The sequence below is a fragment of the Actinocrispum wychmicini genome, assembly GCF_004345645.1.
Taxonomy (GTDB): Bacteria; Actinomycetota; Actinomycetes; order Mycobacteriales; family Pseudonocardiaceae; genus Kibdelosporangium; species Kibdelosporangium wychmicini.
In genome coordinates, this window is the sequence record NZ_SLWS01000001.1 from 1,037,893 (window position 1) to 1,052,368 (window position 14,476).

A 14,476-nucleotide genomic window follows, 5' to 3' on the forward strand; every position below is an offset into this window, starting at 1 on the left:
CATGCTGGCCCAACCGGCGGGCCCGATCAGTCCGCCCTCGATCGACTACCCGGCGGTCCTGCCGATCCTGATCCTGCTCGGCGCGGCGTGCGTCAGCGTGCTGTTCGAGGCGTTCCTGCCGAAATGGGCCCGCTGGGGCTGGCAGCTCGCGCTGTCGGTGGTGTCCATCGCGGTCGCCTTCATCCTGCTGATCGTCTACGTCAGCGACTCGCCCAAGGCCGGCATCGTCACCCTGAACGGCACGCTCGCGGTGGACAAGCCGGCGCTGTTCCTGTGGGGGACGTTGCTGGTCCTCGGGCTCGGCGCGATCCTGCTGATCGCCGACCGGAACATCGAACGCGGCGGCGCCTTCACCCCGCAGGCCGGCATCCGCCCAGGCACGTTCCAGGACCGCGCCCAGGCGGCGTCCGCCGACTCGCAGACCGAGGTCTTCCCGCTGACGCTGTTCGCGCTGGCCGGGATGATGGTCTTCACCGCGGCCAACGACCTGCTGACCATGTTCATCGCGCTGGAAGTGCTGAGCCTGCCGCTGTACCTGATGTGTGGCCTGGCCCGGCGCCGCCGGTTGATCTCGCAGGAAGCCGCGGTTAAGTACTTCCTGCTCGGCGCGTTCGCCTCGGCGTTCTTCCTGTACGGCCTGGCTTTGCTGTACGGCTACGCGCAGTCGGTGCGGCTGTCGGCCATCGCCGACTCGGTCGCCGGCGCCGGCCGGTCGGACACCTTGCTGTTCGGCGGCTTCGGCCTGCTGGTGGTGGGTCTGCTGTTCAAGGCTTCGGTCGGCCCGTTCCACACGTGGACGCCGGACGTCTACCAGGGCGCGCCCACCCCGATCACGGCGTTCATGGCCTCCTGTACGAAGGTCGCCGCGTTCGGCGGGATCCTGCGCGTGCTGTTCGTCGCCTTCCACAGCACCAGTTGGGAGTGGCGCGGGGTGCTGTGGGTGGTCGCGATCATCTCGATGGCGATCGGCGCGGTGCTCGGCCTGACCCAGACGGACGTCAAGCGGATGCTGGCGTACTCGTCGATCGCGCACGCCGGCTTCATGCTGGTCGGCGCGATCGCGATCCGCCCGGAAGGCTTGTCCGGCACGCTGTTCTACCTGCTCACGTACGGTTTCACCACGATGGCGGCGTTCGGCGCGGTGAGCCTGGTCCGCGACTCCAAGGGCGAGGCGACCCACTTGTCGCAGTGGGCCGGCCTGGCCAAGCGGTCGCCGTTGCTGGCCGCCGTGTTCACGTTCCTCCTGCTCGCCATGGCCGGCATCCCGTTGACCAGTGGGTTCATCGGCAAGTTCGTGGTGTTCTCGGCCGGCCTGAAGGACGGCATGGCGCCGCTCGTGGTGATCGCCCTGGTCGCCTCGGCCGTGGCCGCGTTCTTCTACCTGCGGGTGATCGTGCTGATGTACTTCAGCGACCCGGCGCCGGACGGCCCGACCGTGACCGTGCCAGGTGGCTGGACCACGGCCGCGATCACCCTGGGTGTGCTGGTGACCCTTGTTCTCGGCCTGGTGCCGGCGTTCGCCCTGAACTGGGCCGGGTCCGGCTCGTTCCACCCCTGATGGAGTGTCCCGTGTCCAGTGTCCTGAACCGGAGGTACGTCGCCGGTCTCGACGGCCCAGCTTCCCGCTGGCCGCACCGGCCAAAGGCACAGGTACAACCCGGTACAAGCCCCTTCGTCCGGCGCGCCCAGCGGAAACCTGGATCCGCCGAATACCGGCAACGTACCTCCGGTTCAGGACACCGGTTTCGCCGTTATGACCTGGTGGAACCAGACACGTGTGACTGCCTACACGACGCGGCGGCCCACCTGGGCTATTACGCTGGCAGCTGCTGGTAACACTCTGCTGCCGGGAGCGACGACGACGTGACAGTTGACCCAACGCCCGACGCGCGCCTGCCGCTTGGCCTGAGCGCGGCAGACCCGGACTTGGTCAAGTCCGTCACCGATGCCCTGGGCGACGTCGAGAAAATCCTCCGCGGCGTCGCCGACAGTGACGTCTCGTTCATCGACGAGGCCGCGTTGCACTTGGTGAACGCGGGCGGCAAGCGTTTCCGCCCGTTGTTCACGCTGATCGCGGCGCATGTCGCCGACGGGGCCACACCCGAAGTCGTCACGGCTTCGGCCGCGGTCGAGCTCGTGCACCTCGCGACGCTCTACCACGACGACGTGATGGACGAGGCCACCATGCGGCGTGGCGCGGCGAGCGTGAACGCCCGGTGGGACAACACCATCGCCATCCTCACCGGCGACTTCCTGTTCGCGCACGCGTCCGGCCTGGTCGCCGACCTGGGCACGGACGCGGCCCGGATCATCGCCGAGACCTTCGGCGAACTCGTCACCGGCCAGATGCGGGAGACCGTCGGCCCGGCGCCCGGCGAGGACCCGGTCGACCACTACCTGTCCGTGATCGGCCAGAAGACCGGTTCGCTGATCGCGACCGCCGGCCGGTACGGCGGCATGTTCTCGAACGCGGCGCCCGACCAGACCGAAGCCCTCTACCGGTACGGCAAGATCATCGGTGCGGCGTTCCAGATCTCGGACGACATCATCGACATCGCGTCGCCCGCGGCCGAGTCGGGCAAGACCCCCGGCACCGACCTGCGGGAAGGCGTCAAGACGCTGCCGATGCTGTACGCGCTGTCGGTCGGCGGGCCGGAGTTCGAGCGCCTCAGCACGTTGCTCGCCGGACCGATCACCGACGACGCCGAGGTCGCGGAAGCCCTCGACTTGCTGCGTGGCTGCAAGGGAATGGTGCGCGCGCGGGAGACGCTGGAGGAGTACGCGGAGCGGGCGCACGCGGCTTTGGCGCCGTTGCCCGAGTGCCCAGCCCGGGACGCGTTGGAACTCCTGACACGGTACGTGATCGAGCGCAGCCGATAAGGCAACTATGGGTGGTCCGTCGGCCGTGGCGCCCCGCCGCCCTTTAGGCTGGCTCGGGTTGGGGATCCACGAGGGAGCGAGTGATGCAGATCTTCGGGCAGGTCTGGCTGTGGAGCCTGGGGTCGTTCCTGCTGGGGGCGCTCTTCACCTGGCTGCTGCTGGTACGTCCGATGCGCAAGCGGTTGGCCGAGTTGGAGACGGCCGGTCAGGCCCGGCCGGCACCGACGCGCTTCGCCGAACCATTGCCCGGTCCGACCGCGGCGGACAAGTCGCTGGACGACCTGTTCGACTCGCAGACGAGGGGCGCGCCACTCGCGTTGCCGCCGTTGCCTGTGTCCGCGCCGCAGGTCGCCCCGCCGATGTTGGCGCCCGAGCCGATCAAGGGCAATCTCGACCTGGAGCCGCCGACGTCCTCGATCCAGAACCGGCTCGACCCGACCCCGGCGGCTCCGCCCACGGACGACAGTGACACCGAGCTGTCCGACAGCTCGTGGCGGTCGTTCACCGAAAGCACCACGGTCTTCGTCCCACCCACTGACCTGCGGATCCCGAAGGTGGCCGAACCGAGCGACGAGGACTGGTTCGCCCGGGACGAGGATCCGCACGCGATCACGGACGTCGAGGACGACGAGGCGGTCGACGAGACCGGCACGATCTTCACCCAGCACACCACGCCGATCCCGGCCGAGGTGATCCGGTCGCTGGACGAGTCCCAGCCGCCGCCGGCGGTCGCCGAGGACTCGCCGACCGAGATGACCCAGGCGATCGCGCCACCACCCGCGGCCCGGCACGGACTGGCCGTCGAGGACACCCCGGCTCATTCGTACGAACCGGAGCCGGAGCCTGCGCACGCCTCCTTCGAGGCGCCGCCAGCCCATGACTACCCGCCGGAGCCGGTCCATCCGGCGCACGAGTCCGAGCCTGCGGCCCAAGCGTTTGAACCGGCGCACCAGCCTGCGATGACCCAGGTGTACGAACCGGTGCCGGCGGAGGCCGTTGACGCCGAGCCTTATGTCCCTGAGCCGACCCAGGCGTTCGATCCCGCGCCGCAGGAGGGGACGCGTTCGTTGTTCGAGCCGGTCGTGCCTGTGGCGGAGCACGATGTCGACGAGTCGGGGGATTTCGTTCCGCCTGGCCCGTTCGGTCCTGGCTCGGCGATGCCGCTGCCCGGTGGGGGCTCGCCCGCGCCGGAGTTCAACGTCAAGGCCAGTGTGACGGCGTTGCGTTATTGCACGCGGGACAATCCGCAATTCGACCGGATTGTGGCCGAGGTGTGGTTCCGCAGTCCGGGCGACGCCGAACGGGTGGGCTTCCGGGTCCTCTCGTAATGGTCCAGACCAGCGATTGTCACACAGGGTAGTCGTTGATCGCCCGCACTCGGGGAAGATCGACTTTCCGTCGCATGTCGCCCGCGTTTATTCACGCAGTGTCCTGAAGGCCAGGGTGTCGCACGCCCCAAATGTCGGAGTGACGCGGAACACGGGGTCCGTTACTTTGCTGCCATGGCTGCGGACGGACTGCAGATGACCACGTCCAAGCTGCTCCTCGCCCGTTTCCCGTTTCGGCACTGGGCAATCTGGCGGACTCCCCATCGCGTTTTAGTCGGCTATGTCCTCGCTGTTGACGCATTGGCGCTGCTCGGCACAGCCGCGGCGCTTGTGATTCTGCCGGTCGGGCGGGTGAACTCGGTCACCGTGCTCCTCTTGATCGCGTGTTCCGTGCTCTATACGGAACTGTCGCTGCCGATCGAAAAGATGCAGGAACGTTATCGCGGTGCGCCGTCGATCGATCTGAACGCGGTGTGGATGTTCGCCGGGATTCTGCTGCTCCACCCGGCACTTTCGGCGGTGGTGATCTTCGTGGCCTACTTCACCACGTGGGTTCGGGTGCGTCCGAACGAGTTGTACTTCCGGACTTTCTCGGTCGCGGCGACAGTGGTGGCGGGTCTCGCCGCCGTCGCATTCCTGCGGCTGGTCAGTACTGAGTCGTTCGCCGAAATGCCGAGAAACACCGAGTCGTTCACCATCGTGTTCGGCGCCGCGCTGATCTTCCTCGTCGTCAACTCCGTACTCGTCACCGGCTCGATCTGCCTGGGCACCCCGCACCGGAAACTGCGCCACGCCCTTGGCCAAATGCCGGACCACGCACTGGAGGCCGCCACGGTCGCCCTGGGGATCCTGCTGTCCTGGGCGCTGGTCGACTGGCCGGTGGTGATCCTGCTGATCATGGGGATCATGCTGGTCCTGCACCGCAGCGTGCTGATCCGCCAGTTCCGCGACCAGGCCAGGGCGGACGCCAAGACCGGCCTGCTGAACTCGGCGACCTGGTTCAAGGACGCCGCGGCCGAACTGGACCGGTCCACCCGGGGCGCGGCCCTGCTCATGCTGGACCTCGACCACTTCAAGACGATCAACGACCGGCACGGCCACCTGGTCGGCGACAAACACCTGCGCGGTGTCGCCGACGCCCTCAAGGCCGAGGTCCGCGCCACCGACCTGGTCGGCCGGTTCGGCGGCGAGGAGTTCGTCATCCTGCTCCCCCGAACCGCCCAGGACGACGCCCTCGCCATCGCCGAACGCATCCGCCACCGAGTCGCCACCGTAACCATCGAGGGCCTGGACACAGTCACCGTCTCAGTAGGCGTCGCCGCCCACCCCGACCACGGCACCACACTCGAAGAAGTGGTCAGCGCCGCCGACCGCGCCCTGCTGGCCGCCAAGACAGCGGGCCGCAACCGAACCCTCCTCTTCGCCGGCTGACGGAACCAAACCCCCACCCCACCCCGTCATAACCCAGACACACCGACACCGCCGTTGGTACCGTGCCACTGGGACAGTCATCTGCTCGACAAGGGGTCCGCGATGCTCATCGCAGATGGTGGAGGCGGGGAGGCCCCCCAGGCCATCCCCCAAACGATCTTCGACAGCATGAACAACTTCGCCAAGGCGGCGGCCGACGGCGGCTTCGAAGTCAGCGCCGAAGGCGGCGACGCCCTGATCAAAGCCATCGAACGCTTCCAGACCTGGGCCAACGGCCAGTCTCGCTATCTGTTCCGGCTCACCCAGGAGCCGAAGCTGGGGACAAGCAACGGCGCCAAGGTAATAGCCCCATTCGCGGTAGAAGTCGCCACGGACGCACAGGGCTTCATGACCCAATTGCAAGCACTCACCCAGTCGTTGGACAAAGCCAAGGAAGGTATCGAGAAGGCGATGGCGAACTATCGTGCGACGGACGAGGCCAGCGCGGCGAAGGCCAACAGGACGTACGAGGCGTAGCCTCGCTGACTGAAACAATTGCGAACAGGGGAGTTCGGTGAAACGTTCACTGCTGCTGGCGTCGACGGTGGCTGTGCTCGTGATGTCTTTGGGGGCGTGCACGAGCAAGACCGGCGGAATCGCCGGCGGTTCGCCGACGACCAGCTCCACGGGCGGTAGTGGACCGTCCTCGCGGAGCAGTTCGCCGCCCGCCACATCGTCCTCGAAGTCCGGGGCTTCGAGTCCCACCAAGAACATCGCGACCTGCTCGCTGCTGACCAGCGGCGACATGTCGAGTCTTCAGCTCACTGGGGGGACTGAGAGCAATCTGACCTCGTCTCGTGGCTGTGACTATCACTACACATCCAATACATATTCATTCGGAACTGCCATCTATGACGCGCTCGGCGTGAAGGACATTCAGGGGAACCCCCAGCTTCAGCCGGTCAAGATCGGCAACCACGACGCCGTTCAGTTCGTTGTCAGCAGTATCTGCATCATCGCGATCAAGGTGACCGAGTCGTCGCGGGTGGAAGTGTCCGTCGCGGCGAACGGCGACGCTCAGAAGGCTTGCTCGCTGGCCAGGCCTGGGGCTGAGATCGTTGAGAAGAAGCTTCCGTGAGGTAGGGAAGGTCGATCATGGGTGAACACGACGCCGTCTACCGGCCTGGCCAGTCAGGGCAGACCGGGTCCGCCGACAACCTCGTGAACCCTGGGCCGCGCGGCTCCACCGCCAACCAGTACGGCGTGGACATGCGGGGCACCACGGACACCACGGGGCAGGTGCGGGACCGGACGAGTACCACCTATGACCGTGAGCACGACGGCGGCCTCTGGAACTGGCTGCAGCGGACCTTCATGAAGGACGGTCAGGTCAACAGCCAGGTGCAGCAGCAGACGGCGCAGGACGCGTCGACCTTGACCGCTGGGGTGAGTACCCGCTCGACTCCGGGCATTCCGACCACCAACTACATGTCGGTGGAGCACGGCAATCTGAAGAACATGGTCAAGGACGGCGTTGATCCGGGCAGCAGTCAGGACCGCAGTGACGTCTGGATCACCACCGGCAACGCGATGGTCGAGCACCAGCAGGACTTTGTCGGCGCGATCGGGGCCAGTGAGGGTGAATGGCGGGGCAAGGCCGGTGACTCGGCCCGCAAGTTCATGGCGGATGTCGCCAACTACATCGGCAAGGCTGGGCAGAGCGCGCAGTTGGCGGGCAAGCAGGAGAGTCTGCATTCGCAGGCGTTGAGCAATGCCGGCAATGCCATGCCCGATCCGATTCCGTTCAATCTGGACGCGGCCAACGCGGATTTGAAGAACACCACGGATCCGTTCGACTACATCGCGAAGTACTCGAAATACGAGGCGACCTATCAGGCGAGTGAGCAGGCGCATCAGCAGGCCGCTGATGTTGTTTCCACGTACGACCAGAGTCTTCGGGGTGCGAGTACGTTGCCGTCGTTCGACGCTCCGCCGCAGATGGGGGGTTCCACTCCGCCGCAGCCGAAGAAGATCGATGATGGTGGGGACAGTGGGCATCGTGGTGATCGGCCTGGGTTGAGCGCCGTTGATTCGCATGGTCCTGATGGCCCGCAGGGTGACACGCCCAAGCAGGGGACCGGGTTCCCGCCGGGGACTGGTGGCCCTCCTGGCAATGGGTTCCCCGGAGGTGGCGTTCCCGGTGGTGGTCCCGGTGGGGGCGGCGGGCACGGTGGTGGGATCAACCCAGGTGGCGGCCCAGGCAGCGGCGGCGGTACGGGTGTCGGGCCGGGTGGTACCGGTGGGCAGAGCTACATTCCTGGGGCTGGTGGGGGTGGCGGTGGTGGCGCGCCGTTGCCGAACTACGGCAGTCCGGACGCGATGCCGATGGGGCCGATGGGTGGTTTCGGCGGGAACTTCGACCAGGGTGGGTCCAACTACGGCGGTTCCCGCTACGGCGCTGGCGGTGGGAGTGAAGGCGGCGCTGGCGGGCGTGGCGGGTTCGGCGGCGGTGCGGGCTCGGGCACAGGCGCTGGCGCGAGAGGTTTCGGGCCTGGTTCCGGTGTTGGTGGGTTGGCCGCTGAGCAGGCCGCGATGGGACGGGGCGGGGCTGGTGGCGCTGGCCGGGGCGGGATGGGCGGCATGGGTGGGATGGGCGGCCACAAGGGTGAGGGCGGCGAGGACGAGGAGCACCAGCGTGCCTCGTTCCTGGTCGAGCCGGACCCGGACAGTACGTTCGGCACCGACGAGATAACTGCACCACCGGTGATTGGCGGCTGATGCCCACGTCGTTCGCGTTGTCGTTCGCGGCGGTCGACATCCTGTCGGAGGGGCTGGGTGTCAACTGCCGGATGTACCCCTTCCAGATCCCCAGTTTCGGCGAGTTCCCGGAGGACCGCGCGCGGATCGCGGAGGCGATCAAGAACGACATGATCGGCCGCGGCCTCGCGGATCACCACACGCTCGCGCCTGAGGTGATGGACGCGTTGACGTTGCTGTCGGAGTATCAGGTGGCGGTGGCGGTCATGGGTGACGTCGACAACGGGAAACAGGTGTTCGCCCGGGGCTCGGCCACCGCTCGCCGGGGCATGGTGGTCCGCCAGGACGGCCAGATCCTGAAGTTCGAGCTGGTCCGCCCGGAATCGCTGGCGAGGAGCATCGTGGCGATGCTGCCGCCGTTGAACGCTGGGCCGGGGCAGTCGGCGACGATCACCCGCCCGATCAAGCGCGCGCCCCGCCCGGACGAGGAAATGGCTCTGCGGCAACAGATTCGGACGCCGCGGGGGATGTCGACCGCGCAGATCCGGTCGGCCGGGGAGATCCTCCGCCGGAAACGCGTCGGGTCCGGGCATTTCACCGTGAACGGCCGCGACCGGTTCGGCAAGACGACGCAGGCACCCGGGCTGGGCTGGATCGACACGGACGCCGGCCGCTACCTCGTCCAGTCCCACATCGACGAGGACACGACCGGCGGCACGTACTTCCCGGCGGACAACGCGCGCGTCATCCACCAGCTCAACGAGCTGCTGAAGTCGGTCGGCTAGCCGCGGATCTCCATGGTGCAGCACTTCGGGCCGCCGCCGGCCTTGCGCAGTTCCGAGATGTCCACGAACACCGGCTCGTAGCCGCGCTCGGTGAGTTGCGCCGCCAGGCCGGTCGCCTCGATCGGCAGGACCACGTTGCGGCCGTCGGAGACCCCGTTGAGGCCAAAGCACTCCGCGTCCTCAGCGGTGGCGATGACGGCGTCCGGGAACAGCCGCCGCAGCACCCGCAACGAACCCGCGGAGAAGGCCGCGGGGTAGTAGGCGACGTTCGGTTCGTCCTCGTTCAGCACGAACAGGGCGGTGTCCAGGTGGTAGTAGCGCGGGTCCGTCAGCCGCAGCGAGACGACGGGCACACCCAGGATCTCCTGGGCTTCGGCGTGCGCCCCGGGGTCGGTGCGGAAGCCGGTGCCGGCCAGCAGGAACCGGCCGGTCCAGGCGAGGTCGCCCTCGGCCTCGTTGATGTTGGTGGGCATCACCACGTCGTGGTAGCCGTTCTCGACGAACCAGCGTCGGTAGAAGTCGGCTTCGGCGGCGCGCTGCGGGGCGCGGAACTGCGCGCCGAGGACGCGGCCGTCGATCACGGTGCCGGAGTTGGCGGCGAAGACCATGTCGGGCAGGCCGGGTTGCGGCTCGATGGTCTCGACCTTGTGGCCCAGCTCGACGTACGTGTCGTGCAGCGCGGTCCACTGGGCGAGGGCCAACGCCTTGTCCACCGGCTTGGTGGGGTCCATCCACGGGTTGATCGAGTACTCGACCGTGAAGTACTCCGGCGCGCACATCAGGTACCGCCGCGTCGTGGGCATCCGCGCGGCGACGGCGGGCTTCACCTGGGCTGACGTCATGGATCGAAATGTATGGGCGGCATACACCGCGGATCAAGCTCGTTACATTGCGCTTGGACAGGCAGAATGTTGCGTGTGGACTCGATAGATCAGCGAATCGTTTCGGAGCTGGTGGCCGACGCCCGCTCCAGCTACGCGGAGATCGGCAAAGTGGTCGGCCTGTCCGCTCCCGCGGTGAAACGCAGGGTCGATCGGCTGTTGGACAGGGGTGTGTTGCGCGGCTTCACCGCGGTGGTCGACCCGGAGGCGCTCGGCTGGGGCACCGAGGCGTTCGTGGAGGTGCGCTACCGGGGAAACGTCTCGCCGACACAGATCAGGGCAAGTCTGGAGCCTCTCCCAGAAGTCGTGGCCGCCTATACCGTCTCCGGCGCCGCGGATGCCATCGTCCATCTGCGTGCGGCGGACATCCATCACCTGGAGGACGCTCTGGAGAGGCTCAGGGGGGTGGACATGATCGATCGCACGGTGTCGACGGTGGTGCTGTCCACGCTGCTGGAGCGGCCACCGCCGCCGGAGCCCCGAAAGTAACTGTTACCGGAGGTAACATATAATTGTGGCATGTGACGTAGACCGCTTCGCCGGTACCGGTCGGAAACCGGTGCATACCTTTGGTAACCGGTAATGGCAAGCCCTTGCGCACCCTCCGCATGAGGACGCTGGGAGCACCTGAACCGAGGACTAGGCTGGAAGGCGGGGAAGGCAACTTCAGTTCGGGTTGCGGCAGAGAGGGATCATGAGCACAGGCGTCGAGGGCGAAACAAACGGCCACGCGCTGCGGACGGCCAGGCACACCGAGATCACCAAGCTGGACCGGGTCGTCATCCGGTTCGCGGGCGACTCCGGGGACGGCATGCAGCTCACCGGTGACCGGTTCACATCTGAGGCGGCGGCGTTCGGCAACGACCTGGCGACACTGCCCAACTTCCCGGCGGAGATCCGCGCCCCGCAGGGCACCCTGCCCGGCGTGTCCAGCTTCCAGCTGCACTTCGCCGACTACGACATCCTCACCCCGGGCGACCGGCCGGACGTGCTGGTCGCGATGAACCCGGCGGCGTTGAAGGCGAACATCGCCGACCTGCCCCCCGGCGGGACGCTGATCGTCAACACCGACGAGTTCAACAAGCGCAACCTGGTGAAAGTCGGCTACGACACCGACCCGCTCGAGGACGGCTCACTGGAGTCGTACCAGATGCACAAGGTCGCGATGGCGACGATCACCCGCGCCGCGCTGGACGAGACCGGGCTCTCCAAGAAGGACGCCGAACGCGCGAAGAACATGTTCGCGCTCGGCCTGCTGTCGTGGATGTACCACCGGCCCACCGAGGGCACCGAGGTGTTCCTGCGGGAGAAGTTCGCGAAGAAGCCGGACATCGCGGAAGCCAACATCCTGGCGTTCCGGGCCGGCTGGAACTACGGCGAGACCACCGAGTCCTTCGCGGTCACCTACGAGGTGGCCCCGGCGAAGCTCGCACCTGGCACGTACCGCCAGATCACCGGCAACACCGCGTTGGCGTACGGGATCGTGGCCGCGGGCCAGCAGTCGAAGCTGCCGATCGTGCTGGGCACGTACCCGATCACGCCGGCCTCGGACATCCTGCACGAACTGTCCAAGCACAAGAACTTCGGCATCACGACGATCCAGGCCGAAGACGAGATCGCCGGGGTCGGTGCCGCGCTCGGCGCGTCCTACGGCGGCGCGCTCGGCGTGACGTCGACCTCGGGCCCCGGGCTGGCGTTGAAGTCCGAGACGATCGGCCTCGCGGTGATGACCGAGCTGCCGCTGGTCGTGATCGACGTGCAGCGCGGCGGCCCGTCGACCGGGTTGCCGACCAAGACCGAGCAGGCCGACCTGTTGCAGGCCATGTACGGCCGCAACGGTGAGTCGCCGGTGCCGATCGTGGCGCCGCAGTCCCCGGCGGACTGCTTCGCCATCGCCCTTGAGGCCGCGCGGATCGCGTTGACGTACCGCACGCCGGTTCTGTTGCTGTCGGACGGTTCCGTGGCCAACGGGTCCGAGCCGTGGATGGTCCCGGACGTCGCGGAACTGCCGGACCTGAGCGTCGAGTTCGCCTCGCGGCCCAACGCGACCGACGGGTCCGAGGAGTTCTGGCCGTACATGCGCGACCCGGCGACCCTCGCCCGGGAGTGGGCGATTCCCGGCACCCCCGGCCTGCAGCACCGCATCGGTGGCCTGGAGAAACAGGACGGCAAGGGCTCGATCTCGTACGACCCGGCCAACCACGACCACATGGTTCGCCTGCGCCAGGCCAAGATCGACGGCGTCAAGGTGCCGGACCTGGTGGTCGACGACCCGTCCGACAAGGCGCGGGTCCTGGTGCTCGGCTGGGGTTCGTCCTACGGGCCGATCGGCGCCGCCTGCCGGCGGGTGCGCAAGCTCGGCCATTCCATCGCCCAGGTGCACCTGCGGCACCTGAATCCGTTCCCCGCGAATCTGGGCGAGGTCCTGCGCGCCTACGACCGGGTGGTCATTCCCGAGATGAACCTCGGCCAGCTCGCCATGCTGCTGCGGGCGCGCTACCTGGTGGACGCGATCAGCTACACCAAGGTCGCCGGCCTGCCGTTCAAGGCAGAGGAGCTGCAAGGAGTGCTCACCGCCGTCGTCAAGGGGGAAACAGTGAAGGGGGTCTCGGCATGACCGCGATCGACCTCGGTCTGCCCGGGTTGGCCGGAGTGCCCACCACGGACGACAAGCAGACCGCCAAGGAGTACAAGTCGGACCAGGAGGTCCGCTGGTGCCCGGGGTGCGGCGACTACATCGTGCTGAACGCCGTGCAGGCGTTCATGCCGTCGCTCGGCCTGAAGCGCGAGAACATCGTGTTCGTCTCCGGAATCGGCTGCTCGTCCCGGTTCCCGTACTACATGAACACGTACGGCATCCACTCGATCCACGGCCGCGCGCCGGCGATCGCCACCGGGCTCGCGGTGGCCCGCCCGGACCTGTCGGTGTGGGTGGTGACCGGCGACGGCGACGCGCTGTCGATCGGCGGCAACCACCTGATCCACGCGTTGCGCCGGAACGTGAACCTGAAGATCCTGCTGTTCAACAACCGGATCTACGGCCTGACCAAGGGCCAGTACTCGCCCACGTCCGAGGTGGGCAAGGTCACCAAGTCCACCCCGATGGGCTCGCTGGACCACCCGTTCAACCCGATCTCGCTCGCCCTCGGCGCCGAGGCCACGTTCGTCGGCCGCGCGCTCGACTCGGACCGCAAGGGCCTCACCGCGGTCCTGCAGGCGGCCGCCCAGCACCGTGGCAGCGCGCTGGTGGAGATCTACCAGAACTGCCCGATCTTCAACGACGGCGCGTTCGACGTGTTGAAGGACGCGGACGAGTCGGCCCGCAGGCTGATCCCGCTGGAGCAGGGGTCGCCGATCCGGTTCGGCCCGGACGGGGAGTACGGCGTGGTCCAGGCCGGCTTCGGCGGCCTGGACGTGGCCAAGGTCTCCGAGGTCGGCGAGGAGAACCTGGTGGTGCACGACGCCACGCTGGAAGACCCGACCTACTCGTTCGCACTGTCCCGGCTGGGCGGCGAGGACATGTCCCACACGGTCACCGGCATCTTCCGTAACGTGACCAGGGCCACGTACGACGACCTGGCCCGGGTCCAGGTCGCGGACGCCCAAGCCGCGAAACCCGCTGACCTGCAGTCCCTGCTCCGCGGCAAGGACACCTGGACGGTCGAGCCCTGAGTTCGAAGTCGCCGGGCGGAGCATTCGTGCTCTGCCCGGCGTTTTTGTAAGCAGTTGTTTCACTCGGGCGGATCATGGGATCTCTGAATTGACCCCAGCCGCGACGCAGACGGCCGGTGGATCTTTTCGATAGAGTTACATTTATGCGACCTGGGGTTGCCTGCCTAGTGCTGGCCATACTGTTGGCGGGATGCGGTTCTGACGCGTCCGCGTCGGACGAATACCGCGCCCATGTCGACGCGTGCAAGCTGCTCAACCAGGACACACTGCAGTTGTTGGCCGCCGGCCTGCCGGGATCCGCGACGGATTCCGCCACACCCCCCTCGATCACGGCGGACGTGTCGACCTGCAAGCGAGGCTTCGGCAACCCGACGGACGTGGTCCTGCACGGCAGCACAAAGTCAGGCAACACCCCAGGAAGTCCCGCGTACCGGTACGTGTCGGTGGAGGCGCAACGTTTCGACGACCGCGGCGGCCAGTCCGGCCTGGACCGAGCCCGTTATTTCCTCCAGCAGTACAGCACTCCAGCGGCCGACATCGGCGCAGGCCAGAAGGATTTCGAACAGAAATACACCACCTTCGAAGCAAATGGTATATCGCACGCCACCCTCTGGGCGATCACGAAGAACCTGGTGGTGCACATAGAGTACGGCGGAGGAAACATCAGAAGCGTCCCAGACGGAATAGCAGAACAAGAAGCCCGAGACGGAGTCCAAAAACTAACCGCCGACGCCGCCGCCCGCCTCCCCAAAGCCTAACCGAC

Annotated in this window: 13 protein-coding genes; 12 read left to right on the forward strand and 1 reads right to left on the reverse strand. The window is 67.2% G+C overall.

Features of this window, described 5'->3' with window-relative positions; all coding sequences use genetic code 11:
- The first annotated feature begins 1 nt into the window (after position 1).
- The 8 genes from nuoN (at position 2) to EV192_RS05260 (ending at position 9,160) form a co-directional block, all read left to right on the forward strand.
- Complete coding sequence (nuoN, locus tag EV192_RS05225; protein WP_132113027.1) at positions 2-1,558, forward strand: NADH-quinone oxidoreductase subunit NuoN; 1,557 nt, start codon at positions 2-4, stop codon at positions 1,556-1,558.
- 305 nt (positions 1,559-1,863) lie between these two features.
- Positions 1,864-2,880 carry a polyprenyl synthetase family protein gene (locus tag EV192_RS05230; protein WP_132111588.1) on the forward strand — a complete coding sequence of 339 codons (1,017 nt, stop codon included), beginning with the start codon at positions 1,864-1,866 and terminating at the stop codon, positions 2,878-2,880.
- Positions 2,881-2,963: 83 nt separating this feature from the next.
- The gene (locus EV192_RS54580; protein WP_207925888.1) at positions 2,964-4,208 is read left to right on the forward strand and encodes a sunset domain-containing protein; all 1,245 of its coding nucleotides are present in this window, start codon (positions 2,964-2,966) and stop codon (positions 4,206-4,208) included.
- A gap of 174 nt (positions 4,209-4,382) precedes the next feature.
- The gene (locus tag EV192_RS05240) at positions 4,383-5,639 is read left to right on the forward strand and encodes a GGDEF domain-containing protein (protein ID WP_243726640.1); all 1,257 of its coding nucleotides are present in this window, start codon (positions 4,383-4,385) and stop codon (positions 5,637-5,639) included.
- Between the two features lie 102 nt (positions 5,640-5,741).
- Positions 5,742-6,155 (forward strand): hypothetical protein, encoded by a 414-nt coding sequence (locus EV192_RS05245; RefSeq protein ID WP_243726641.1) that lies wholly within the window; start codon positions 5,742-5,744, stop codon positions 6,153-6,155.
- Between the two features lie 37 nt (positions 6,156-6,192).
- Positions 6,193-6,756 carry a DUF3558 family protein gene (locus EV192_RS05250; protein WP_132111590.1) on the forward strand — a complete coding sequence of 188 codons (564 nt, stop codon included), beginning with the start codon at positions 6,193-6,195 and terminating at the stop codon, positions 6,754-6,756.
- 17 nt (positions 6,757-6,773) lie between these two features.
- Complete coding sequence (locus EV192_RS54585) at positions 6,774-8,396, forward strand: hypothetical protein (RefSeq protein WP_132111592.1); 1,623 nt, start codon at positions 6,774-6,776, stop codon at positions 8,394-8,396.
- Positions 8,396-9,160: an ESX secretion-associated protein EspG gene (locus tag EV192_RS05260; RefSeq protein WP_132111594.1), complete on the forward strand. Its 765-nt coding sequence runs from the start codon at positions 8,396-8,398 to the stop codon at positions 9,158-9,160. The genes EV192_RS54585 and EV192_RS05260 overlap by 1 nt, the downstream gene beginning before the upstream one ends.
- Here the strand turns inward: EV192_RS05260 and ddaH are convergent.
- Entirely contained in the window at positions 9,157-10,002 is an 846-nt protein-coding gene (gene ddaH, locus EV192_RS05265) for a dimethylargininase (protein ID WP_243726642.1), read from the reverse strand. The two genes, EV192_RS05260 and ddaH, sit on opposite strands and share 4 nt — an antisense overlap.
- 75 nt (positions 10,003-10,077) lie before the next feature.
- Between ddaH and EV192_RS05270 the strand changes: the two genes are divergently transcribed.
- From EV192_RS05270 to EV192_RS05285, 4 genes are all read left to right on the forward strand, one after another.
- Positions 10,078-10,530, forward strand: a complete 453-nt coding sequence (locus EV192_RS05270) for an Lrp/AsnC family transcriptional regulator (RefSeq protein WP_132111596.1) — start codon at positions 10,078-10,080, stop codon at positions 10,528-10,530.
- 205 nt (positions 10,531-10,735) lie between these two features.
- Positions 10,736-12,658 carry a 2-oxoacid:acceptor oxidoreductase subunit alpha gene (locus tag EV192_RS05275; protein WP_132111598.1) on the forward strand — a complete coding sequence of 641 codons (1,923 nt, stop codon included), beginning with the start codon at positions 10,736-10,738 and terminating at the stop codon, positions 12,656-12,658.
- Complete coding sequence (locus EV192_RS05280; RefSeq protein WP_132111600.1) at positions 12,655-13,713, forward strand: 2-oxoacid:ferredoxin oxidoreductase subunit beta; 1,059 nt, start codon at positions 12,655-12,657, stop codon at positions 13,711-13,713. Before EV192_RS05275 ends, EV192_RS05280 begins: the two co-directional genes overlap by 4 nt.
- A gap of 116 nt (positions 13,714-13,829) precedes the next feature.
- Entirely contained in the window at positions 13,830-14,471 is a 642-nt protein-coding gene (locus tag EV192_RS05285; protein WP_132111602.1) for a hypothetical protein, read from the forward strand.
- Positions 14,472-14,476: the final 5 nt, after the last annotated feature.

Excerpts from the sequence above, each read along its gene's own strand:
- nuoN (WP_132113027.1), top strand. The coding sequence starts at position 2 with ATGCTGGCCCAACCGGCGGGCCCGATCAGTCCGCCCTCGATCGACTAC.
- EV192_RS54580 (WP_207925888.1), top strand. The coding sequence starts at position 2,964 with ATGCAGATCTTCGGGCAGGTCTGGCTGTGGAGCCTGGGGTCGTTCCTG.
- EV192_RS05240 (WP_243726640.1), top strand. The coding sequence starts at position 4,383 with ATGGCTGCGGACGGACTGCAGATGACCACGTCCAAGCTGCTCCTCGCC.
- EV192_RS05245 (WP_243726641.1), top strand. The coding sequence starts at position 5,742 with ATGCTCATCGCAGATGGTGGAGGCGGGGAGGCCCCCCAGGCCATCCCC.
- EV192_RS54585 (WP_132111592.1), top strand. The coding sequence starts at position 6,774 with ATGGGTGAACACGACGCCGTCTACCGGCCTGGCCAGTCAGGGCAGACC.
- EV192_RS05260 (WP_132111594.1), top strand. The coding sequence starts at position 8,396 with ATGCCCACGTCGTTCGCGTTGTCGTTCGCGGCGGTCGACATCCTGTCG.
- ddaH (WP_243726642.1), bottom strand. The coding sequence starts at position 10,002 with ATGACGTCAGCCCAGGTGAAGCCCGCCGTCGCCGCGCGGATGCCCACG.
- EV192_RS05275 (WP_132111598.1), top strand. The coding sequence starts at position 10,736 with ATGAGCACAGGCGTCGAGGGCGAAACAAACGGCCACGCGCTGCGGACG.
- EV192_RS05280 (WP_132111600.1), top strand. The coding sequence starts at position 12,655 with ATGACCGCGATCGACCTCGGTCTGCCCGGGTTGGCCGGAGTGCCCACC.